This window comes from Streptomyces sp. NPDC003691 (genome assembly GCF_053981115.1).
Genome location: NZ_JBSFNQ010000027.1, coordinates 21,284 through 42,137 on the forward strand (window position 1 = coordinate 21,284; position 20,854 = coordinate 42,137).

Annotated in this window: 21 protein-coding genes and 2 pseudogenes; 12 read left to right on the top strand and 11 right to left on the bottom strand. The window is 70.3% G+C overall.

The features are described 5' to 3' along the window. Positions 1-68: 68 nt before the first annotated feature. The 3 genes and pseudogenes from ACWDR0_RS15580 to ACWDR0_RS15590 all read right to left on the bottom strand — a co-directional run bounded on the left by ACWDR0_RS15580 (position 69) and on the right by ACWDR0_RS15590 (position 1,518). Positions 69-230, bottom strand: a complete 162-nt coding sequence (locus tag ACWDR0_RS15580; RefSeq protein ID WP_456352204.1) for a hypothetical protein — start codon at positions 228-230, stop codon at positions 69-71. Between the two features lie 27 nt (positions 231-257). Beyond that, positions 258-302: pseudogene (locus ACWDR0_RS15585) on the bottom strand (hypothetical protein); the annotation flags it as partial. 490 nt (positions 303-792) lie between these two features. Then, complete coding sequence (locus ACWDR0_RS15590; protein ID WP_456352205.1) at positions 793-1,518, bottom strand: TetR/AcrR family transcriptional regulator; 726 nt, start codon at positions 1,516-1,518, stop codon at positions 793-795. Between the two features lie 129 nt (positions 1,519-1,647). On the opposite strand from ACWDR0_RS15590, the gene ACWDR0_RS15595 reads away from it, so the two are divergent. Then, the gene (locus tag ACWDR0_RS15595) at positions 1,648-2,727 is read left to right on the top strand and encodes an ABC transporter ATP-binding protein (RefSeq protein WP_456352206.1); all 1,080 of its coding nucleotides are present in this window, start codon (positions 1,648-1,650) and stop codon (positions 2,725-2,727) included. Further along, the gene (locus ACWDR0_RS15600) at positions 2,727-3,404 is read left to right on the top strand and encodes an ABC transporter permease (protein WP_456352207.1); all 678 of its coding nucleotides are present in this window, start codon (positions 2,727-2,729) and stop codon (positions 3,402-3,404) included. Before ACWDR0_RS15595 ends, ACWDR0_RS15600 begins: the two co-directional genes overlap by 1 nt. 177 nt (positions 3,405-3,581) lie before the next feature. Here the strand turns inward: ACWDR0_RS15600 and ACWDR0_RS15605 are convergent, their stop codons facing one another. Continuing rightward, positions 3,582-4,778, bottom strand: coding sequence for a M20 family metallopeptidase (locus ACWDR0_RS15605; RefSeq protein WP_456352208.1), 1,197 nt, complete (start codon positions 4,776-4,778; stop codon positions 3,582-3,584). Between the two features lie 85 nt (positions 4,779-4,863). Continuing rightward, positions 4,864-6,417 carry an AbgT family transporter gene (locus ACWDR0_RS15610; RefSeq protein ID WP_456352209.1) on the bottom strand — a complete coding sequence of 518 codons (1,554 nt, stop codon included), beginning with the start codon at positions 6,415-6,417 and terminating at the stop codon, positions 4,864-4,866. 114 nt (positions 6,418-6,531) lie between these two features. Here ACWDR0_RS15610 and ACWDR0_RS15615 point away from each other — a divergent pair, with 114 nt between their 5' ends. Beyond that, the gene (locus ACWDR0_RS15615; protein WP_456352210.1) at positions 6,532-7,563 is read left to right on the top strand and encodes a winged helix-turn-helix transcriptional regulator; all 1,032 of its coding nucleotides are present in this window, start codon (positions 6,532-6,534) and stop codon (positions 7,561-7,563) included. 65 nt (positions 7,564-7,628) lie between these two features. Then, positions 7,629-7,769: a hypothetical protein gene (locus tag ACWDR0_RS15620; RefSeq protein WP_456352211.1), complete on the top strand. Its 141-nt coding sequence runs from the start codon at positions 7,629-7,631 to the stop codon at positions 7,767-7,769. A 53-nt stretch (positions 7,770-7,822) separates the two neighbouring features. On the opposite strand, the pseudogene ACWDR0_RS15625 reads toward ACWDR0_RS15620, so the two are convergent. Next, positions 7,823-8,035: pseudogene (locus ACWDR0_RS15625) on the bottom strand (L-threonylcarbamoyladenylate synthase); the annotation flags it as partial. 807 nt (positions 8,036-8,842) lie between these two features. Here ACWDR0_RS15625 and ACWDR0_RS15630 point away from each other — a divergent pair. Both ACWDR0_RS15630 and ACWDR0_RS15635 read left to right on the top strand, forming a co-directional pair. Then, positions 8,843-9,040 carry a hypothetical protein gene (locus ACWDR0_RS15630; RefSeq protein ID WP_456352212.1) on the top strand — a complete coding sequence of 66 codons (198 nt, stop codon included), beginning with the start codon at positions 8,843-8,845 and terminating at the stop codon, positions 9,038-9,040. Between the two features lie 606 nt (positions 9,041-9,646). Further along, positions 9,647-9,934, top strand: a complete 288-nt coding sequence (locus ACWDR0_RS15635; RefSeq protein WP_456352213.1) for a hypothetical protein — start codon at positions 9,647-9,649, stop codon at positions 9,932-9,934. A 48-nt stretch (positions 9,935-9,982) separates the two neighbouring features. On the opposite strand, the gene ACWDR0_RS15640 is transcribed toward ACWDR0_RS15635, so the two are convergent. Then, positions 9,983-11,701, bottom strand: coding sequence for a hypothetical protein (locus ACWDR0_RS15640; protein WP_456352214.1), 1,719 nt, complete (start codon positions 11,699-11,701; stop codon positions 9,983-9,985). Between the two features lie 328 nt (positions 11,702-12,029). Beyond that, complete coding sequence (locus tag ACWDR0_RS15645; protein ID WP_456352215.1) at positions 12,030-12,686, bottom strand: DUF6000 family protein; 657 nt, start codon at positions 12,684-12,686, stop codon at positions 12,030-12,032. 206 nt (positions 12,687-12,892) lie between these two features. Between ACWDR0_RS15645 and ACWDR0_RS15650 the strand changes: the two genes are divergently transcribed. Together ACWDR0_RS15650 and ACWDR0_RS15655 are read left to right on the top strand one after the other, a co-directional pair. Continuing rightward, positions 12,893-13,507 (top strand): YdeI/OmpD-associated family protein, encoded by a 615-nt coding sequence (locus ACWDR0_RS15650; protein WP_456352216.1) that lies wholly within the window; start codon positions 12,893-12,895, stop codon positions 13,505-13,507. Between the two features lie 353 nt (positions 13,508-13,860). Beyond that, a complete protein-coding gene (locus tag ACWDR0_RS15655; RefSeq protein WP_456352217.1) occupies positions 13,861-14,772 on the top strand; it encodes an ADP-ribosylglycohydrolase family protein in 912 nt (303 codons plus the stop codon). 267 nt (positions 14,773-15,039) lie between these two features. Here ACWDR0_RS15655 and ACWDR0_RS15660 read toward each other — a convergent pair whose 3' ends face one another. After that, positions 15,040-15,429 carry a barstar family protein gene (locus ACWDR0_RS15660; protein WP_456352218.1) on the bottom strand — a complete coding sequence of 130 codons (390 nt, stop codon included), beginning with the start codon at positions 15,427-15,429 and terminating at the stop codon, positions 15,040-15,042. Between the two features lie 505 nt (positions 15,430-15,934). On the opposite strand from ACWDR0_RS15660, the gene ACWDR0_RS15665 reads away from it, so the two are divergent. From ACWDR0_RS15665 to ACWDR0_RS15675, 3 genes are all read left to right on the top strand, one after another. After that, positions 15,935-16,240, top strand: a complete 306-nt coding sequence (locus ACWDR0_RS15665) for a hypothetical protein (RefSeq protein WP_456352219.1) — start codon at positions 15,935-15,937, stop codon at positions 16,238-16,240. Between the two features lie 163 nt (positions 16,241-16,403). Continuing rightward, on the top strand, positions 16,404-17,129 hold the full coding sequence (locus ACWDR0_RS15670) for a dienelactone hydrolase family protein (protein WP_456352220.1): 726 nt from the start codon (positions 16,404-16,406) through the stop codon (positions 17,127-17,129). A gap of 508 nt (positions 17,130-17,637) precedes the next feature. Beyond that, positions 17,638-19,074: a hypothetical protein gene (locus ACWDR0_RS15675; protein WP_456352221.1), complete on the top strand. Its 1,437-nt coding sequence runs from the start codon at positions 17,638-17,640 to the stop codon at positions 19,072-19,074. 101 nt (positions 19,075-19,175) lie between these two features. Here the strand turns inward: ACWDR0_RS15675 and ACWDR0_RS15680 are convergent, their stop codons facing one another. After that, a complete protein-coding gene (locus tag ACWDR0_RS15680) occupies positions 19,176-19,571 on the bottom strand; it encodes a contact-dependent growth inhibition system immunity protein (RefSeq protein ID WP_456352222.1) in 396 nt (131 codons plus the stop codon). Between the two features lie 58 nt (positions 19,572-19,629). Then, complete coding sequence (locus ACWDR0_RS15685) at positions 19,630-19,917, bottom strand: hypothetical protein (RefSeq protein WP_456352223.1); 288 nt, start codon at positions 19,915-19,917, stop codon at positions 19,630-19,632. A 203-nt stretch (positions 19,918-20,120) separates the two neighbouring features. Between ACWDR0_RS15685 and ACWDR0_RS15690 the strand changes: the two genes are divergently transcribed. Then, positions 20,121-20,759 (top strand): DUF4241 domain-containing protein, encoded by a 639-nt coding sequence (locus ACWDR0_RS15690; protein ID WP_456352224.1) that lies wholly within the window; start codon positions 20,121-20,123, stop codon positions 20,757-20,759. The last annotated feature ends 95 nt before the right edge of the window (positions 20,760-20,854 follow it).

Here is a 20,854-nt window from a genome sequence, read left to right on the forward strand (position 1 = left end):
CCGGCAGCCTACGAGTGCTGCCGCCGGGGCGGGCGGTCAGCGGATGCCGGGGAAGCTCCTATGGACCGTCAAGCGGTCTGCGGGAGCGCTTCGGTGCGGATCATGTGAGGTAGGTGGCGATAGATCTCGCGGGTGACGAACCGTTTGAGGCAGCGGACGATGTCCTTCTTGACCATGCCTTCGGTGGTTCGTCGCGCGATGTAGTCCTGGGTGTGCTGGTCGTGTTTCATGCGGGCCAGGACGATGGTGTGCAGGGCGGTGTTGGCTGCTCGGTCGCCTCCGCGGTTGAGGCGGTGGCGGTTGGTGCGGCCGGAGGAAGCCGGGACCGGTGCGGCTCCGGAGAGGTGGGCGAAGGCGGCTTCGAGGGAGGCGCTCGGGGGTTGTCACCCGCGCCGGCCAGCAACTGGCCGGCGGTCTCCGGTCCGGCGCCGGGCAGAGCGACCAGCCGCGGGGCGGCCCGGGTGACCAACGAGTCGATCTCCCGGTCCGCTTCTCCGACCTCCTCGCTCAGAACCTGATGGCGGCGAGCGAGACAGCTACCGCCTGACCTGCGGCATCGCGCCTTGCTCAGGTTTTCCACAGCCGTCGATCATTCGCAGATGAGACCCGAAGTTCAGACGTTCGTCGCCGACGGCCCCTCCCCGGCTGGGACGCCGACCGGGTAACGACCGCCCAATCGAGCCGGATCCAGCAGCTCGCGGGGCGTGGTGAGCGGCGTCCGCCTCGCCGCCGGCGCGCAGGGCATGGGCAGAGCAGGGGCGGGTGGTGAGCGGGGCGGTCGCGCGGCCCGGATCAGGAGTCCGGTGCCTCCCGGATGAGCTTCTGTACCCGCTCGACGTCAGGCAGCCGCGACGTGTGGCCGCGGCGGCCCGGCGGCTGCTCGTGCGGGAGGTGTGCCGGTGACACGAGGCGGCGCAGGCCGGTGCGGAGAAGAGCGCCGTCGACAGCGGTGGCGCCGCTGAGAGCGAGCACCGAGATTCCCTGTTCGAGCGCCGTCATGAGCCGTGCGACATCGTCGACCGGGAGGTCCTCCCCGGCGGGCCGGCCCTCGGCCGCGACGCGTCCGTAGGCATCGAGCATCACCTGGACCCGGGCCCGGAGCAGGGGCGCCAGTACGGAGTCGCGGGCGGCGGTCGCGATGAACTCGAGCATGGCGAGCCCGAATCCGTGCACCATTCCGGCCGCGTCCCCGTCGCCTCCCGGATCCGCGCCCGTCTCCGGCTGCCCGGCACCGCCTGTCTCCGGCGCTGCGAGCGGATCCCAGTCCCCGCCGCGCAGAGTCTCCAGGTTGTGGTCCATCACCGTGAGGAAGAGCTCGGCCTTGCCGCCGAAGTTCGAGTAGACCGCGCCTTTGGAGAACCCGGCCTCCCCGGCGATCGTCTCCAGGCTCGTTCCGTGGTAGCCGTCGCGGGCGAAGGTCATGAGTGCCGCGATGATCAGCGCTTCGCGGGTCTCCTTCTGCTGTTCGGCACGGCTGCGCCGCACCCGGGGGGCGGGCGTCGATGGGCGTCGGTCCATGAACCCATCCTAGTTGACGTACCGCAAGTATTTGGATACCAATGGCATTCAAATACTGATGGTATCTGAAGTGCCGGGGTGTGCCTCATGGGGCGGAGGCCCGGCGCACGATCGACGAGAGGGAGCGCCATGAGCAGCGCGGTGCTGGAGATCGAAGGCCTCACGCGGAGGTTCGGTCCGGTCGTCGCGAACGATCGGGTCGGCCTGAAGGTCGGGCCCGGTGAGGTCGTCGGGCTGCTGGGACACAACGGCGCGGGGAAGACCACCCTCGTCTCCCAGCTGGTGGGGCTGCTCCGGCCCGACAGCGGGTCGATCCGCATCGCGGGGGCGGACGCGGTGGCGAACCCGGCGGCGGCCCGCCGCAGTGTGGCGCTCCAGGCCCAGTCGCAGGCCCCGATGGACGGGCTGACGCCCAGGGCGGCCATCGAGATCGCGGGCCGGCTGCGTGGTCTGTCTGGGGCGGACGCGAAGGCCGCCGCCGTCGCGCTCGCCGACGAGCTGGACATCGGGGAGTGGCTCGACCGGAGGGCCGTCCCGGGCGGCGGGCTCTCCGGCGGGGTCCGTCGGCTGACCGCATTCGCCATGGCGGCGGTCGCACCGGCACCGCTGATCGTTCTCGACGAACCCACCAACGATGTGGACGCGGCCCGGCGGCGGCTCCTCTGGGACGCCGTCCGCCGGCTCGGAGACACCGGCGCGGGTGTACTCCTCGTCACCCACAATGTCGTCGAGGCCGAGCGGGTGCTGGACGAACTGGTCGTTCTCGACCACGGAAAGGTCGTCCTCGCCGGATCCCCGGCCCGGCTCCGAGGGACCGGCGACAGCCTGCGGTTGGAGCTGTCGCTGCACCCGGGCGGTCCCGACCCGTCCGAGCCGCCTGCCCGCGTCCCGGTATCGCCGGTCCGCCGGGTCCGCGCCGGTCGGCGCGTTCTGCTGAACCTCGCGGCCGACGAGGTGGAGACCGCTCTTGCCTGGGCCGCGGAGCTCCGTGCCGACCGGCTGATCGAGGGCTACGCCGTAGTCCCCACCGGCCTCGAGGACATCTATCTCGCCGCGACCGGCGCGGCGGCCGACAAGAAGGAAGCCCCACAGTGCCGACAGCGTTCCACTCCGCCCCCGCGGCGGTTCCCGTCCGTGTTCCGCCGCGCGTCGGCCTCTTCACGACCTACGCGACCCTTCTGCGCTGGACGACGGCCCAGATCGGAGTGATGCTCCCGCTGGTCGTCGTCGTCCAGGCGGTGCTCGCGGCGGGCATCATCGTCGGCTTCGGGTTCCTCGTCCCCGGTATCGGCGCCGCCGAAGCCGGATTCCTCGCCTCGGGCGCCCCGGCCGTCCTGCTGATGGTCGTCGGCTTCGTCCTGGTCCCCCAGGGCGTGGCGCAGTCACGCACCAGCGGCGCCTTCACCCATCTGCGGGCCCTGCCCGTCCCCCGGCCACTCCTGCTGCTGGCTGATCTGACGGTATGGCTGGCGGTCGCCCTGCCGGGCATCCCCGTCGCGGTCCTCGTCTCGAAGTGGCGGTACGGACTGACGTACTCCGTCGACTGGACCGTGCTGGTTGCCGCGGCCTCCCTGACCGGAGTGATGGCCTCGGCCGTCGGCTATGCCGTCGCGGTCCTGCTGCCACCGCTCCTGGCCCAGCTCTCCACCCAGGTGCTGGTGTTCTTCATGATGCTGTTCTCGCCCGTCACCTTTCCGGCGAGCCGGCTGCCCGCATGGTTCCGCGACGTCCACGACGTGCTGCCGTTCCGGCCTGCTGCCGACCTGCTCCGCGCGGGGCTGCTGTCGGACGGCTACAGCGCGGCCGGGCGGGACTTCGCCGTACTGCTCGTCTGGTGTGCGCTGGGGGTGGCGATCAGCGTCCGCGCCCTGGTCCGGCGGGCCTGAGCGACGGGCCGGGGCGGCGGACAGAGGCCGTCGGCGCGGCGGTGATCATCCGGCGGGCGCGGCACGGACTGGACGTCGTTCCTGCCCAGGGGGCGCAGGGGCCGTGATTGTGTGCGGCCGCACGGGAGCGTCGCCGTCCACGGGGCGTGCATCCGGTGGACGGCGCCGCTCCGCGCGTCAGTTCGCCGTCGCCGGTTCCGGCAGGGGGTCCGCCAGCTTGCGCAGCATCCCCGCGACCAGGGCGGTCCGGGCCGGCACGGTGTCGGGGTAGATGAACTCGCCCTGGGCATGGGCGCCGTCGCCGACGGCGCCCATGCCGCACAGGACGGGCAGGCCGAGGGCGGCGATGAAGTTGGCGTCGCTGGCGCCGCCGACGGCGGTGTCGGGAAGTTCGCCGCTGCCCTGGTCGCGGGCGACCTCACGGGCGAGGTCGAGCAGGGGCGCGGAGGCGGCGTTGAGGGTCATCGGCGGCCGGTTCCAGTCGCGTTCGATCTCGATGCGTACCCGCGGGTCGCTGATCTCGATGGCGTCGAACGCGGCGTCGACCCTGTTCTGCTCGTCCTGGCTGCTGATCCGGATGTCGATGCTCGCGGTCGCCCGTCCGGCCACGACGTTGGTGGCGGAGCCGCCTTCGACGAGGCCGGTGTTGATCGTGGTGCCCCGGTCGGGGGCGGCGATACCCGCGGCGGCGACGACGAACTCGGACAGCGCGGTGATTGCGCTTGCCCCGTCCTGGGGGGCGAGCCCGGCATGGGCCTCGACTCCGGTGGCGATGACCCGGAAGATCCCGGAGCCCTTGCGGGAGGTCTTGACCGCGCCGTGGGCGCTGGGCTCCAGCACCAGGGTGGCATCGACCCCCCGGGCGACCTCTTCGATCACCGGCCGGGAGGAGAGCGAGCCGATCTCCTCGTCGCCGTTGAAGAGGAAGGTCACATCCGGGACGGGCGTGCCGCCCTCCGCGGCGAGCTTCAGCGCCCAGACGGCCTGCACCAGCCCCGTCTTCATGTCGAAGATGCCCGGTCCGCTCAGCTTCAGGGGGCCGTCGCCGCACTGCTCCGGCTGCTGCCATCCGGCAAGGGTGCCGGTCGGCCACACGGTGTCGTAGTGGCCGACGAGCGCGATGTGCCCGCTGCCGGTGCCGCGGTAGGTCAGGGTGAGGGTGGAGCCGTACTCGCCGCCGGGGTAGCGCTGTTCGCGGTCGGGCGGCCCGAGCCGGCGCACGGCCAGCTCGCGCAGGAGGTCCAGGCCCGCCGCGAGGCCGGGCAGATCTCGGCTGCCGGTCTCGCAGCGAACGAGGGACAGGATGTCGGCGACGATCTCCGCCGACGCCTCGTGGGCGCGGGCGGTGAGTTCGGCTGCGGGCACTGCGGTCATGGCCTGCTCTCTGGTACGGGGCGGGGGTCGCCCACCGGGGGAAAGGGGGGCGGGGGTCGCCCACCGGGGGGAAAGGGGGGCGCGGTCAGCTGATGCCGAAGGGGATTCCGAGCAGGTACCAGATGACGAAGAACGCCATCCAGGCGACCCAGACGACGGCCGCGATGGGGATGGTGAAGGAGGCCAGGGTGCCGATTCCGGCGGACTTCCGGTACTGCTGGATGAAGCCCAGGGCCATCACGAAGTACGGGCTCATCGGGGTGACGCAGTTGGTGACGGAGTCGGCGACGCGGTAGACGGCCTGAGTGGTCTCGGGCTCGATGCCGATGAGCATCAGCATGGGGACCAGGACCGGCGCGGCCAGGGCCCAGAGCGCGGAGCCGCTGGTGATGACAAGGTTCATGATCGTGATCAGGACGGCTATGCCGACCAGCACCATCCAGCCGTCCAGGTCCAGGGCGCGCAGGGTCTCGGCGCCCTTGACGGCGAGGATGTCGCCGATGTTCGTCCACTTGAAGTAGGCGAGGAACTGGGAGATGGCGAAGAAGAGGACCAGGATCGGCGCCATCGACTTGGTGCCGTCGACCATCGCGGCGATGATGTCGCGGGACGCGGTGAAGGCACCGGTCATCCGCCCGTAGACGGTTCCGACCAGGGCGAAGAACAGGCCCAGCACCATCGCCATGCCGCCGATGACCGGGGAGTTGACGATCCCGCCGCCCTCGCCGCGCAGCGGGGACGAGACGGGGGTCATGGCCGCCACCAGGAGGACGGCGAAACCGAGGGCGACCAGTCCGGTGGCGCGCAGAGCGCGGCGCTGGACCCCGGTGACCTCGATGGCTTCGCGCTCGGCGGCGTTCGGCGCGGCCACCGGCTCGTCGGGCTCCAGGTCCGAGCGGCGCGCGATCACCTTGTCCACGACCAGAGTGATCACCAAGGCGACCAGGACCGAGGAACCGACGCCGAAGAAGTAGTTGCCCACGGGCGTGACGACGTAGTCGGCGTCGATGGTCTGGGCGGCGGCGGTGGAGATTCCCGACAGCAGGACGTCCGTGGTGGTGAGCGACGGAGAGGCGTTGTAGCCGGCGGAGATGGAGACGTAGGCCACGATGCAGCCGAGCACCGGGCTGCGGCCCGCGGCACGGAAGATCAGTGCGCCGATCGGGACGAGGGTGAAGTAGGCCGCGTCTCCTGCGACATGGCTGACCATCGCCGTCAGCGACAGGGCGAAGGTGAGGTACTTCCCCGGCACCCGTTCGACCATGCGGCGCAGCAGGGTGGCGAAGAGCCCGCTCTTCTCGGCGATCACGATGCCGAACATCACGGTGAGTATGGTCGCCAACGGCGGGAAGGCCGCGAAGTTGTCGACGGCTCCCTCGATGGCCATGGTGAGGCCCTCGTGGCTGAGCAGGCTCTTGACCGTGATGGTCTCGCCCTTGCCGGGGTGCACAGCGCTCACGTCGACGGCCGACAGTACGGCGCTGAGGACGGCGACGACGCCCGCGAGCATCCAGAACAGCCAGAACGGGTGGGGGAGTTTGTTGCCGACCTTTTCGATCGCCGCGAACCCCCGGAACGCGATGCGGAGGGCTCTTGACTCCGGCTCGGCCGGCCGGGGCTCGGCGGAGGTGACGCTCATGGGACCTCTTCGTGCAAGTGAAGGATGTTCCTGCGAACAATGGCAGCTAAGTGAGAGATTCTCTAGACTTTCTAGGTAACGGTGGGATTAACCGGCGAGCTAAGGTAGGGCTCCATGACCCGCCCTCTGCTGGACGAGCTGGACCGACGTCTCATCGGCGCGCTGCACCTGGCCCCCCGGGCCACCTGGGACGACATCGGAGGGATCCTGGCCGCCGACGCCAGCACGCTCAAACGCCGCTACGACCGGCTCCACGAGGCCCGGATGATCCGCGTCATCGGGCAGGCCGACTGGGGCGTCCACTCCACGGCGATGCCGGTCCATGTCTTCCTGGACATCAGCGGCGAGACCCCGCTCGCCGTACTGCACCGCCTGCGCGACCTTCCCCATCTCCAGCTGCTGGCGCAGATCTCCGGCGACTACCCCATCTACGCGGTCGTCCACGCCCCCTCCGAGGCCGCGACCAGCCAGGCGATCGACCGGATGTTCTCGGTCCCCGGCGTCCGCAGGGTCAACGCCCTGCCGGCCCTGAGTACCCTGCGCCGGGGCATCACCTGGGACCCCCGGTTCCTCGACGACGCCGAACGCGACGGCCTGCTGGAACTCATCGGCTCACGGCCGGAGGGCACGGCGACTGCCACCGCGATGCCCCCCGCCAAACCCCTCAGCGATGCCGAGCGGGCCGTGGTCGCCCTGCTTCTGCAGGATGGCCGCGCCTCCGCCGCAAGCATCGCCCGTGCGGCAGGAATGGCCACGTCCACCGCGCATCGCGTGGTCCGCCGGGTTCTCGACGAGGGCTGGGTGAAGCCGCGGCTGGAGATCGTCTCGGAGTGGCTCGGCTTCGAGACGCCCTTCATGCTGAGACTGCGCGTGGCCCCGGGGGAGACCCCCGATGTGATGCGCCACATCGACCAACTGCCGCAGACACGGCTCGTCGCCCATGTCGCCAGCGACCTTTCCGTCCTCGCCACGGGTCTGGTCGCCGACCGCTCCGCCGTGGCGCTCTTCGTCGACCGTGAACTGGCCGCGATCCCCGGCATCCTCGGCGTCGGCGTCGGCGTCATGCTCGCCGAACCACGCCGCTACTGGCTCGACCGGGACCTCACCTCCGGTCTCGGCGCGTTCCACGCCCCGGCCCTGCTGTGACCGGCCGCGGGACCGGCGCTGCGACGCAGTGATCCTTCAGTCCGTGGTGGGACGGGAGGACACTGATGCGCCGGGCACCCGTCTCCACCCGGGGAGCCTGCAGAGGCTCCGCCACGGGCTTGCCGAGCGGCGATCTCCGGGTCGCCGTCACCGGACTCGACGGCCTCAGCACGGGGAGCACCCGGCTGCTCGCCACCGGCGGCTGAACGGCCCGCCCGGTGGACGGCCGCCGAACCCGGGGGACGGGCCCTCGCAGCGGCTACTCGAACCGGGCGGTGTCGCCCACTCCCCTGCGTACGATCTCCGGCTCACCGCCGGAGAAGTCGATGACCGTGGTCGGCTCGGTGCCGCAGTCACCCGAATCGACCACGGCGTCGACGACATGGACGACATGGTCGAGGCGCTCCTTGATTTCCCAGCCCTGGGCCAGCGGCTCCTTCTCATCGGGCAGCAGCAGTACGGGCGGGAGGAGGCAGGCCGTCGTCGTTCTGACCCACGCCGTCACCACGCCGCGCACCAGCCGGCACAGTATGCGCTCCGCCCCTCCACGCACAGGTGCCCGAGTGCTCAGGCGAAGGTCACCTCGTGCACGACAACCGACACGTCCGCATCATCCGCCAGCATCCCCAACCGGGTACCCGGAGTGAAGGCCGCCTTCAGATACGCCGCAATCCGCGGCCAGGCCACCAGCCGAGAAGGACCGTACCGCAACCAATCCGATGGGCGGCAGCGCGTCGGGATGGTGATGTGTGCGGGTTCAGGAGATCTTTGGCGTTCTGTTCTCATCACATCTCCGACGCTGTTGGCTCGTCGTTGTTCCGCCTGGAGATAAACGGGGCGGGATGGAGCCGCAGGAGTTGGTGGAAGGCACTGGCATCCTGGCCCCATGGCAATCGCGGGTTCTCGCACGAAGACGACGGACACATGGCTGACGGCTGTCGATGAGGTGCTTCTGGGGCAGCGAATTGCCAAGGCGCTTCCCTCATCCGGATGGCACTGCAGTCATCCAGGACCTGTCGGGTTGCACCAGGTCCACCTGCATGACTCGATCCAGTCCGCTCTGGGCTGCGGAAGCACGCAGGCGTTTCTCAGCCTCCCGGCAGGTGCTTCCCTCCCACCAGCGATCATTCCAGCTGCGGGTGTCCTCACGCCTGTCGGGCCGCCGACCTCGGCGGTCGTCCAGCTGCTCCGTTCACGGCTCAGAACGGACGAGCGGGGCGAATTCTTCGAGAGTGGGCGGCTCGCGGTGCGGTGGTCCGAACCCGAAGCCGGACCGGAAATGCATCAGACCCTCACCGAACAGACCCGGCTGATCTGGGCTGCGTTGCGAGCTGCGACCCGGCCGGCCGTGATCGAGGCACCCGACGGTCGCCGCACTTCGGGAGCGAGAATCGGGCCCGCCGCCCGTGACGAGGTGCTGCGCCGCCGGCTGCCGCTGGCGAGACCCGGCATCCAGCGGTTCCGGCTGGTGACCTGATGGCGAGGGCCCGGCTGCCGGAGGCCGCCGGGCCCGATGACCAGTAACGCTCAGCCGAGTCGTTCAGGGAGTCCTTCGCAGCGGGATGACGTCGGGGCCGGTGGGCAGGGCAGGGCGGGCGGCCTCCGGGGTGGCCGGCAGGACCACGGTGGTGACCGGCTGCTGGCAGTGCGGACAGTTCCGGGTGGCAGTCGGCTCCAGAGGGTCGCGCTCCGGGACCGCCGGTCGGGGGCCTGACCGTGGTGTCGATCCGGGTGGTGATGGAAGGTCAGGCAGTGCGGGTGGCGCCTGCACCTCACCGAGCCGACGGGCTCGTTCCTCGTCGCGCTGACGATCACACTGTTTCTCCGCCTCGCGGCGACAGGCCGGTGAACAGTAGACCTGCCGCCGGCGGGGGCTTGCGATGAGCGTCGGTCGGCCCTGAAACCCGAACTGCCCCGCCCGGCACTCCGAGGCGCCGTGCCTTCCCGGACACACCGAGAGATCCCATCCCATGCTCACCGCCGCTCACACCGCGGATGAGGTTGACAGGTACGACCTGGGAGATCCGCAGAATGTCGGCCTGATCCCTTTCCCCGGCCTGCCAGGCCCGGCCACACTGGTGCGATGCCGATAGACCCCCGAACGGTCCTCGTGGTCACGACCGAAACTGACGGCCCCGACTACGGGCGGACAGTCCTGCACCGGTGGCTGGTGTGGAGCGGGTCGCAAGCCGATGTAGCCGACTGCCTGACAGAGATTCAACAGCTGGCAGCCTCCGGAGGCGCCACGGCAGTCGTGGCGGCGCGAATCATGACCGAATCGAACACCTACACCGCCGCACCTCGCGCCTTGGACCGCGTAGAGACAACGGTGCTTTACCGGATGTACGGCACCGCCATCAGGTACGAATAGTCCAGGAGTCTCCTCCCCACGGCGGGGTGGCGCAGGGTGTCGCTGATTTCAGGGCGAAGCTGCCACGGCTGCCACGGCACGGGTCAGGATTCGGTGCAGGACAGGCACCGGGATCGCCGGGTTGGTGACCGCTGCGCGTGCCGTGTCACGGTCGTGCAGTAGTCCCGCCAGGACGCCGGCCGGCAGCCGCGGATTACGCACCGCGGTGGAGCGAACGTGTCCGTCCGGGTCGTTCAGCAGCCGCACCGCGGCGGCCGGTGACAGCCTCGGGTCCTCGGCCGCGCGGCGGCGCACTTCGGCTTCGGGGTCCAGGGCCAGGCGCGCGACGTCGGCCGGTGTCGACTCCGGATCGTCCAGGGCCAGGCGGCGCATCCGTCCGCTGGGGTCGGCGATGTAGCGCAGCAAGCCCGTACGGGGGAAGTTGGGATGGCTGCGGGGGCAGTCGGGACGGCTGAAGCTGCCGTCCCACCAGCGCCAGACTTCCAGCAGCATGTCGGCCGGAGCGTCCTCGCACGATTCGGCGAGGAAGAGGCGAACCGCCCGATCCTCGTCCCGCGCCAGGACTGCTACGACGTCCGGTGGGAGGTGCCGGGCCCGGGCCACACTGCGACGGACCAGTGGGTGCGACGACACGGCAAGACGGCGCATCGCGTCGCTGTCACTGTGCAGGTCTTGAATCCAGGACAGTGTGTGCGACATCAATGACGCGTCGAAGCAGTGTCGTACCTCGGCACGTTGTTCCTCGGTGAGGTCGGGGCGCAGCGCCACCGCAGAACGGATGTCGTCCTGCGGATCCTGTGCCAGCACGGCGACGCCGTGTGCGCTCAGGCCCGGGTTGGCGGCCAGGGCGCGTCGTACTTCCGCGTCCTCGCAGCCGACCAGCTCCGCCTCGAGCCCGGGCACGAGGCGGCACTGTTCGAGCGCCCGCCGCGGGTAGGGCAGGGCGGCGAACACCTCACGAGGCATGGGTACGCCGGTGTGATGAGCGAGCAGCGCAGCCGTTCGCACCGTGTGGTCAGCGTCGGCCAACAGCTGCTCCCGCAGTGGCGCAGCCAGGTCCTCCCACCGGGCACAGGCCGCCGCCCGTATCCGGGGATCGGCGTCGGCCGCGAGGCCGGGGAGGTGCCGTGCGGGGAGCCCCGGGAGGTCGGCAGCCTGCGCGCGGGTCGGACCGGCGAGAAGGTCGTCGTACAGGTCGTCGGGAAGCTCGGCGCCCCGGATACAGGCGCGCTCGGCCCAGAGCACCCGTCGACTCGGCGACGGCTCGGCGCGGATCAGGCGTACCCACTGATCGGATGTGAGCTCGGTCCGGAGGGTGTCGGCGTACCCCGATCGCACCTGCGGATCGGGATGTGCCACGACGGCGTCGACAACGGCGGGCCGGTCGCATCCGTGCAGTAGGCCCGCATCCGCATCCAGCAGCCGGATCAGCATTTCGTCCGTCGCGGCCGGATTCACCCCGATGCCCTCCGCCCAGTGCAGAGGCCATCCACGCCGGCCGGGGACCGTCGCCCACACCGCGGTGCGCTCGGCCTCCGTCTCCCGGTCGGCGGCCGCGGCGGCCTCGTCCAGCCGCTCCGGCAGTCGGTCCAGGGCCGTCACCCGAGGCCCGTCGACGCCGGGCACTTCCGCCAGCATCACCTGCCCGTCGAGGGAGAGCGCCACGAACCCGGGATCTCCGGTCAGCTCCGGTACGCCGCTCCCGGCGTACCGGACCCGGCTCCACCAGGAGTCGTTGCCGCCGATCCGATGTCCGAGGACCGCCACCAAGAACTCACCGTCGACATCGCAAAGACGGCGCCACCACGCGGTATCAAGTGCTGTGCGGGCGGCACCGTCCGGTGCCGCAGTTCCCCACGCGATCCGCCAGCCGACCTCCGGTGGGAACAGGCTGCCCGGTCGCACGTCATGGACAACCGCGAGTCCAGCGCGTGCGAGTAGCTCATGGAGTCCCTCTCGACGCTGCACGCGCTCATGATCCCTGCCGTTTTCCGCTGGAACAAGCCCGAGCACATTGCGTCCCGCATGCAGGTCCGGCCGCTCCGCTCCCCCGGTCGGCGTCCGGTGCCCGGAGACCGCCCCTATTTCGTGGCGGTCATGACATTTCGGCGCATTCGTCGACGAACGCGCAAAGCCGACGAATGAGGCTCACGAGGGAGGGGGTGGGGTCGGAGTCCCCCTGCATGTGAGGGGCATCGTGAAGCCACTGCTGCCACAGGCCTCCCGGTTCCCGGAAGCGTTCGGCATGGCCGCCCCCAAGGTTCAGGTCGATGAGCTGGAGAGCGCCCATGACGACAGTCTGGTCGTATCCGAGGTCGGGGCGGCGGAGGTAGCGATCAAGGTAGTCGGCGAGCAGATCAGCGTCGCGCGCTGTTCCGAATCCGGCCAGGGCCACGCTGTAGGCCAGCCCTACACAGCAGACTTCGCTGGCCAGCAGGAGTTCTCCGATGCGCCCGCGGAACTCGGTACGGCGGGAGACGGCTACGAGCCACGCCGCTGTTCTCCGTTCGCGCCAGCCGCCCTCGAAGAGAGTGGCTATCTCATGCGGGGTGATGACTCCGGCGTCCTCGCTCAGCCGTCGCAGGAAACGGTCGTACTCAGGACTTGGCATGCGCAGCAAGCCGCCGCCGAGCTTCAGATAACGCCGCTCGGGCGTGACATAGCGGCGGACCAGGGCGGACAACTCGGCATCGTCACGAGGATCGCGTATCACCCAACTGATCTTGCCTTGAACGGAGCGCAGCCGGCCCATTCCTTGCCCTGCTTGTCCGAGGACAGGCAATGGCCCAGGCTCTCGCCTGGACCAACCGCTCGCACGCTTCCATCCTCGACTTCTCGCGGAAGGACACCCCTCGTCGGACAGGCCCCCCTTGCGCATACCTCATGCAATTGGCATACCGCAGGGATCACAGGCCTTCAGCCCCACCGACACCACGCTTAGAAGCTCAGTAACCTTCGGTGGTGACCGGAACCGAGCTGGATGAGTTGATCGTTGCCGACGGCGCGGCGCTGCGCGCGTGGCTGCTGGACCATCACACCACTTCTCCTGGTGTGTGGCTCGCGCTGACCAGGAAGGGTGGTTCCGTTACCGCGCTGACCTGGCAGCAGGCGGTCGACGAGGCCTTGTGCTTCGGCTGGATCGACGGGCAGGCCCGCAAGCGCGACGAGGAAAGTTCCTGGAGGCGGTTCACCCCGCGCAGACCCCGCAGCGTCTGGTCCCGGCGCAACGTCACCCACGTGGCCCGGCTGGAGGCGGCCGGCCTGATGATGCCCGCCGGCTGTGCCGCGGTGGACGCTGCGAAGGCAGACGGGCGGTGGGCGGCGGCCTACGCTCCGTCATCCGAAGCGGAGGTGCCGGCCGACCTGCGAGCCGCGATCGCCGCCGACCCGGCGGCGCAGGCGATGTTCGAGGTGCTGACCAGGACCAACCGCTTCGCCCTCATCAACCGGGTCAATGCCGTCAAGCGGGCCGAGACGCGTACCCGGAAGATTGCGGAGTACGTGGCGATGCTGGCCCGGCACGAGACGCTTCATCCTCAGCGGGCCAAGCCGGCAGACCCGCCGACGCCGTGACCACCCGACCACCACGCCGGACACCGGGCAGCCGGCAGCCGGCAGCTGGCAGCTGGCAGCTGGCAAGTGTTCAGCGCACCGCGCTCATGCCCCGGTACCTCCGCTACGCCGAACCGAGAGCCGGGTCAACCCGACGCGGCGAACCGTGCAGGTCACCGGCCGGTACTACCCAGGTCGGTCAGACGCACACAGATCCAACCGACAGCAGCACGAGAGTTCTCCAGCCGGCTGCGCGGGCCGGAATCCAGAACCGACGGAGGATACGGAAGCTGCCGGTCTCCGTGGGCTGCCCGGACACGGCCGGCACGAAAATCAAGATGCCCGGGTCACGACCGGCCGGTGATACTGCTGCGATGAACAACCTGCCTGCCGCCGTGATGGACTCGTTGTCCGGGCTTGCCTTCGGTGATGCCTTCGGTGACCGCTGGTTCGGCATCCTGCGCCGCGAAGGACCAGCTGCTCTGGACGCACGGATCCTGCCTCCTGAGGCGTTGTGGCTGTGGAGCGACGACACCGCCCAGGCCCTCGTGCTCGTCCGGGAACTCGCCGACAGCGAAGGCATCGTCGACCAGGACCGTTTCGCTCGGCGTCTGGCTGAGGCCTACGCCGACGACACGCACCGCGGCTACGGCGCCTCGATGCACGACGTACTCCGCCGGATCGGCGCGGGCGAGCCCTGGCAGGTGGTGGTAGCCGGGCAGTTCGGCGGTCAGGGCTCCTGGGGCAACGGCGCGGCGATGCGTGTCGCCCCGCTCGGGGCATGGCACGCCGACGACCTGGGCACCGCGGTCGAGCAGGCCACCCGCCAGGCAGTCGTCTCCCACAGCCATCCGGAGGCTGTGGCCGGGGCAGTGGCGGTCGCTGTGGCCGCCGCCATGGCAGCACGCAGCCGGGGCGGGCCCGCTCCGGATCCAGCGGACTTCCTCCGGGCCGTCGCCGCGATCCTGCCGGACAGCGATGTCCGGTCGGGAGTACGGACCGCGGCACGGATGTCCGCGAGCGCTTCACCCACGCACGCCGCACATGTGCTGGGCTCCGGTTACCGGATGTCCGGACCCGACACCGTCCCGTACGCCTTGTGGTGCGCCGCGAAACACCTCGACGACCTGCAGGAGGGCCTGTGGTTCACCGTGGCCGGACACGGCGACATCGACACCACCTGCGCCATCGCGGGCGGGGTGATCGCCGCCCGCACAGGTGTCACCGCCCTCCCACCTGTCTGGCACACAGCCCGCGAGCCACTCCCCATACCAGGAATATCCTAAGAACTTCACCCACCCGAAAGATGCGCGGGGAGAAGAACCTGCACAGGGAGACGGCAGAGTCGCGGCCGGGCCTCAGCCCACACGCCCCGGGCTGAGGCACGTTCGCCCGGAGACGTCGGAGGTGGCGGCCTGCCCGTCGTCGTCTTCGTCCGCCGCGGACGAGAACGAGGTTCAGGGGTACGGGTCTTCGCGCCGGGGCGTTGCCATGCCTGGCCGGCTGCCGACGGTCACAGGTGCGGATTGAGCCTGCCGGGCCGGGCAGCCGGGCTACTGGAGCCGCAAAGCGCCGGGAGCACGCTTCTCGAAGATCTCGACCAGCTGGTCGAAAACGGTCGGCCCGTGCTGGTCACGGGCCGCGGCCAGGAGCACCGCCAAGCCGGTTCGGTTCGAGGGGTGGCACCGAGCCCGACGAAGCTCCAGCCAACGGACCGTCTCCGAATATCCGAGATGATCACGCGACACGGCATGATCACGCCATTCGACTATGTACTCGTCGGCGTCGGGGTGTCCCGGTCCACCGCTGAGACAGTCAGCAAAGGCATCGAAGGTCCTGCCGAAGTACTGGCGCCCGGGACCGTCGAATGCATCCATGACGGCCTCCCAGAAGTCGTCGAGCGTCCGAATCCGGGTTCCATCCAGTATGTACACCGCGGTCATGATTCGCAGAATACGTCCACCCCGGCGCCCTCCTCATCCCCATGGGCCCCAGGCTGTTCAGCAGCTGCCCGGCACAGGTGCCGCCGGAACATCCGCGCTGCGCAAAGGCATTTGTCCACTTCACCCCGGCCCCGGCGCGAGCCACGACATCCCCGAGACAGGCCGCTCCCGATGTGCCGGCCACCGCCCGCGCGCAACGCCGGGCCCCGCCGAAATCCTGCGGCTGCTGATAGCCGAGGACGGTCGGAGAGCGACCTGCCGGCCCGCGGACGAGCTGTTCGCCGAGCTGGTGTGCGAGCGGGAGTGGGCACCGGCCGTTTCCTCCAGGTCGGGCGGGAAGTACGGGAAGGTGCTCCATGACAGCCTCAGGAAAGTGGTCCGCACGGAGTTCCAGGACCTCAGGTCACACAGAATCTGAACGTGTTCAATAATTGAGCAATGTGAGGGCCGTGTCCCGTCGGGGCACAGCCATCCGCATGCCGAGAACACCGCGAAGGACGACTCCATGAGCAACCCGGCCACCCCGACCGCCACGAACTCCCGCGGCAGGACTTGGAGCAGGGCCCGGCTCATCGCGGTGGGCTACCCGGGGCTCACGCTCGCCGTCGCCCTGGCCAACGAGACCGCCGGACATCCTTCGGCCCTCGATACGACGATGACGCTGGTCTCCTTCCCCGGCGCCGTCCTGGTCCTGGTCACCCTGGTCTACCCACTGGCGCTGCTGCTCGGTGACGGCTCCGGCACGGAGGACACCGGGTTCAGCATCCTCACCCGCTGTTCCACGGCGCCGGGGCGCTGGCCAACGTCCTGATCGTGTGGGGCGTCATCACCCTCGTACGCCACTTCAGGAATGAGGCCGGCAACAGCCGGGGCCACTGAGCCCGCCCACCGCACGACCCCTGGCCCGGATCTGCCTTCTGCCGGTGGCAGAACACCGGCCCGACCGGGCGCGACGATCATTACAGTCCAGGCGCATGACGACAGTGACAACACGCACCATCGAATACGCAGCCGACGGTCTGACGATGATCGGGCACCTCGCGCTCCCGGCAGGTGTCGACCGTCGGGCCGCGGTGCTGGTCGGACCCGAGGGGACGGGGCTCAGCGACGTAGAACGCCGCCGGGCCGATGCGCTCGCAGAGTTGGGGTACGTGGCGCTGGCCTTCGACCTCCACGGCGGGCGCTATTTGGGCGACCCCGAGGAGATGCTGGCACGTTGCATGCCGCTGCTTGCCGACCCCGACCGGATGCGAAGCATCGGACACGCGGCGCTCGACGTACTCCGCGCCGAGCCGCGGACCGACCCGGACCGGATCGCCGCCATCGGCTACGGCACCGGAGGCGCAATCGCGCTGGAACTCGGGCGTGCCGGCGTCGAGCTGCGCGCGATCGCGACGGTCAACGGGCTGATCACGGGCCGACCGGGCGAGGCCGCGCGTATCGGCTGCCCGGTGTGGGCCGGGGTCGGGTCGGAAGACCCGATCATGGCGCCCGCGCAACGAGAAGCATTCATCGCCGAGATGCAGGCCGCGGGCGTCGACTGGCGTCTCGTGGTGTACGGCGGCGCTTTGCATGCCTTCCATCACCCGCCGGTCGACCACATCGTGCTTCCCGGGGTCGGCTATCACCCTCGGCACGCGCAGCGAGCCTGGCGGGATGTTGTCGACCTGCTCGCCGAGTGCCTGCCTATAACCGAGTGATCCGGACAGACGGCAGCGGCAGGCCATGAGTTGCCAGGAGGAGAGGCTGCTTGCGGCCGTTGGTCTTCTTGCCGGCGTCGTCGGGGTGGGAGTCCCGGACAATGAGGGACAGCGCGGGGCGGTGGTGATCACTCGGTGATCCGCCGGGTGTGGTGTCTGCGGTGAAGCATCCGTTCGTGGCCGGATGCGGCTGTGCTCGGACGCCGTGTTCTGCCGTCCCGGGCCGGGCGAGGGCCGGCCGGGGCACAGACTTCGACGGAAGCCCGATCCGGAGTGCACCACGGGGAACAACGGCCCGCGGCCTGGTCTCGCCGTGTTGCGCAACCCTGTCGGCGGGATCCCGGCGCCGAGCGTTCTCTCCGCCGTGGCGCGGCGGGTGTACGGGAGCCTCCGGTACCGGTCGGGGAAGCCGCCGGAGCCGCTTCCGCTCCCGGGGCCCGGCCGCCACGGGGCGTCTTTGCGCGACCCGCGTCCTACGATGACCTGGTACGACTGTGGAGGGGCGGAAATGTTCGAAGGCACCGAGGGCGGGACAGCGGCGGCGATCCGGCTGGCGCGGGGCGCCCCGCTTCACCGTGTGCTGGACGTCTCCGACCCCGGTGGCTGGCTCGCGCTGGACGAGGAAGCACGCGAAATGGCCCGGTATCGCCCGGCGCTCCTGCCGCGGTGGGAGCGCTCCTCCCCGTCGGCCGCCGGACTGGACCGGCTCGACGAGTCCCGGCTCGCACTCGCCCTCTGCCACAGCGACGGGCGGATCCGTCAGGAAGCACTGCGCCAGTCGGTCCGGTACCCCGCTCTGCTGCCGCTGGTCGTGATCCGCTGCACCGACTGGGCCGGTCCGGTGCGCGAGCACGCCCGGCAGTTGCTGAGCGAAACCCTGCACGTGGGCTCCGCCCCCGGCCTGGCAGCCGTCATCCTCCGCGTCGGCCGCCGTGACCGGGGCGCCTTCGGTGTGGAGGTCCTCGGCCGGGTCCTGCGCCGGGCATCGCACGGGCAGCTCGCCGTCCTCTTCAACGACCCCGACCGCGCCGTCCGCCGGTTCGCGTACCGGCTCGCCGTCGACGGTGGGCTGCTCCGCCCCTCCGAGCTGGCCCGCGCGGCGGCCCGGGACCAGGACACCGTGGTCCAGGACCTGTGTGCCACAGCGGCGCTCGCGGCACTGGAGGACGAGGACACCTACGCGGATGTGCTGCCTCCGCTGCTGTCCGCACGCAACCCGCGCACCCGTTCCGCCGGTGTCACCGCGCTGAGGCGAGCGGGGCGGTCGCAGCAGGCGGAGTCGTTCCTCGCGGACCGTTCCGCGCTCGTGCGCGCTTGTGCCCGGTATGTCGTACGACAGGACGGCGGTGACCCGGCGGCCTGGTACCGGGAGCGGTGCACCGTGCCGGGCGACCCCGGGCTGCCGCCCGGTGCGGTCATCGGGTTGGCCGAGTGCGGCAGCCGCTCGGACGCCGGGCTGCTGCGGTCGCTGCTCCCGCACCCGGTGGCCGGGGTGCGGGCGCGAGCGGTGGCGGGGCTGCGGGAACTGGACTGTGTGGATGCGGAACAGTTGCAGCGGCTCCTCGACGACCCGGCGGCGGGTGTCGTCCGCGAGACCACCATCGCTCTGCTGCCCTCAGCCGGCGAACTCTGTGAGGACCGGCTGGTGGAACGTATCCGCCCCGACCGGCCCCGGCACGTCCGCGCCGGCGCGTTCCGGCTCCTGGACACACGCGGGGGCGTCACGGCACTGCGGGCGGCGGTCGCACTGCTCGACGATCCGGACGTCGGACTGCGTACCCGGGCCGTGCAATCAATACAGCGGTGGCATCCGTCGCCGGACGAACGGCGCGGCAGTGCGGAGGTGGGGGAACTGCTGAACCGCAGCCGGCATGTTCTCAGCGATCCTGCGCTGCGCCGACTCATTTGGGAAACCGGGGTGGACAGCTGGCGTCCGTTTCGGTGAAGAACCGGGCCACGGCCTGTGTGTTCCGGACACTCTCGATGCAGGGGCAAGCTCGTCGTAGTTCCCCGGGGCAGTTTCCGGCCTCTCGTCGGGAGGTCGGACTACCGGGCCGGGAAGCGCTCTGCCTCGCGTTTCAGGGCGGAAGGCATGCTGGCCAGCCCCGACACTATCTGACGGATATCCCGTCCGAGTTCGGGGAACTCTCTCCAGACCTCCGCGCTTCTGGTGAGTACCGCGGCCAGCAGATCGCCCTCGTACAGGTCGCCTTCCGCGAGCGGGTCGGTCCGGAGGACGTCCACCGCCATGGGCAGCAGGTGGGCAAGGCCCAGGTCCTGCCCGATCAGCAGCCGTAGGTCCTCGACCGTCAGAGCAGCGAGCGGTTTGCGCCGAAGCTCGCGCACCGTCGCCATCAGCCGCGTTTCGGTACCCGACGGGTCCGGCCAGCGGTCTCGCTCCAGGTCCTCGAGAGAGCGGTCACGGTTCACGGGTACGGTCACCGGCCCATCCTCCCACGCCGGATCCGGGACACGGCCTGCCGGTTCAGGGCGACGAACGTCAGACCTCGCAGGGCCAGACGGTGACACGGGTTGGTGCCACACGGACCTCGACCCATGATCCGTCGATGCCTGCCGGTGGCAGTGGGTCGGCCAGATCGAACAGGATCGGTGTGCCGCCCACGTCCAGTACGGCCCCTCGGTCCCCGGTGAGGCCGAGCTGCCCGCGAAAGACCAGGCAGTCACCGTCTTCCCGCAGCTCGGGTACGTCAGCGGTACTCGGCCGGGCGTTCACTGCCCAGGCGATGTCCTCGTCCACGGTCCACTCGACGTGGTGTTCCCGCCCCACCGCCTCAGGTCTCCCCCGCCAGACCGCCGTAACCGTGCCCACCGCCGAGTGCACTCTCACCGTCATCGGCCCTGACGGGGCCGGACGTATCGCCTCTACTGTGACCAGCACCCTGCCGTCTTCCTTCCTTGATGGACCGGCCGAACGCCCCCGTACGGACATCCCCCGGTGAGGATGGTGCGAGCCGTCGTACATTGGGCGCCATGGCCGACCTGCCCGACCTCCACGGCTTGCTCCGCGAGGGCTCGACGGTGACCTACCTCGGTGAGGAGTACCTGGTTTCCCGGCGGGATGCCGGCACGCTGGTGCTGCCGAGCGGGCAGGTCGTCGTCAAGGACCCGCTGACGATGCGAGCCGATGCCGTACCGCTCGCCGTCACAGCCGTACCCGGCCGTTACCCGGTGGTCAGCTGGGCACTTCACGATCCCCCGGCCCGCCCGGGCGTCCACTCCACCGCCTACTGCGCCGCTCTTCAACTGGTGGTACGGGACGAGGCGGTGGTGGCCTGGGAGCCTGCGGTACGGCGCGGTGGTGGCAGCGGTGCGTATGACCATTACTACGCGGTCGACCGTGGTACGGCGTGCTTCATGGACCTTGTCGCGGCTCGTGCCCTCGGCGCCTGGGACGAGGACAGGGTCGACAGGCTGATCGTCGACCGAGTCCTCTACGACGGTACGGACGTCGTCGTGCGGCAGATCGATCCCGGGACAGGAGCCAACATCGTCATTTCCGACTGCGGAGGTGACGGCGTCTGCGGGGTCTGGGTCGGCCGTACGGCCCACGGGGACGTGGCCTGCTTCGTCACCGACTTCGTTGTGCCGGACTCGCCGGGCAGTGGCTGAGGCCCCTGATCGCGCAGGGGCGGCCCACCCGCCGGGTCGTCACCTGCTGCCGGCCGGGACCCGGCCGGTCCGGGTGTACCGACGGCGCCGTGCCG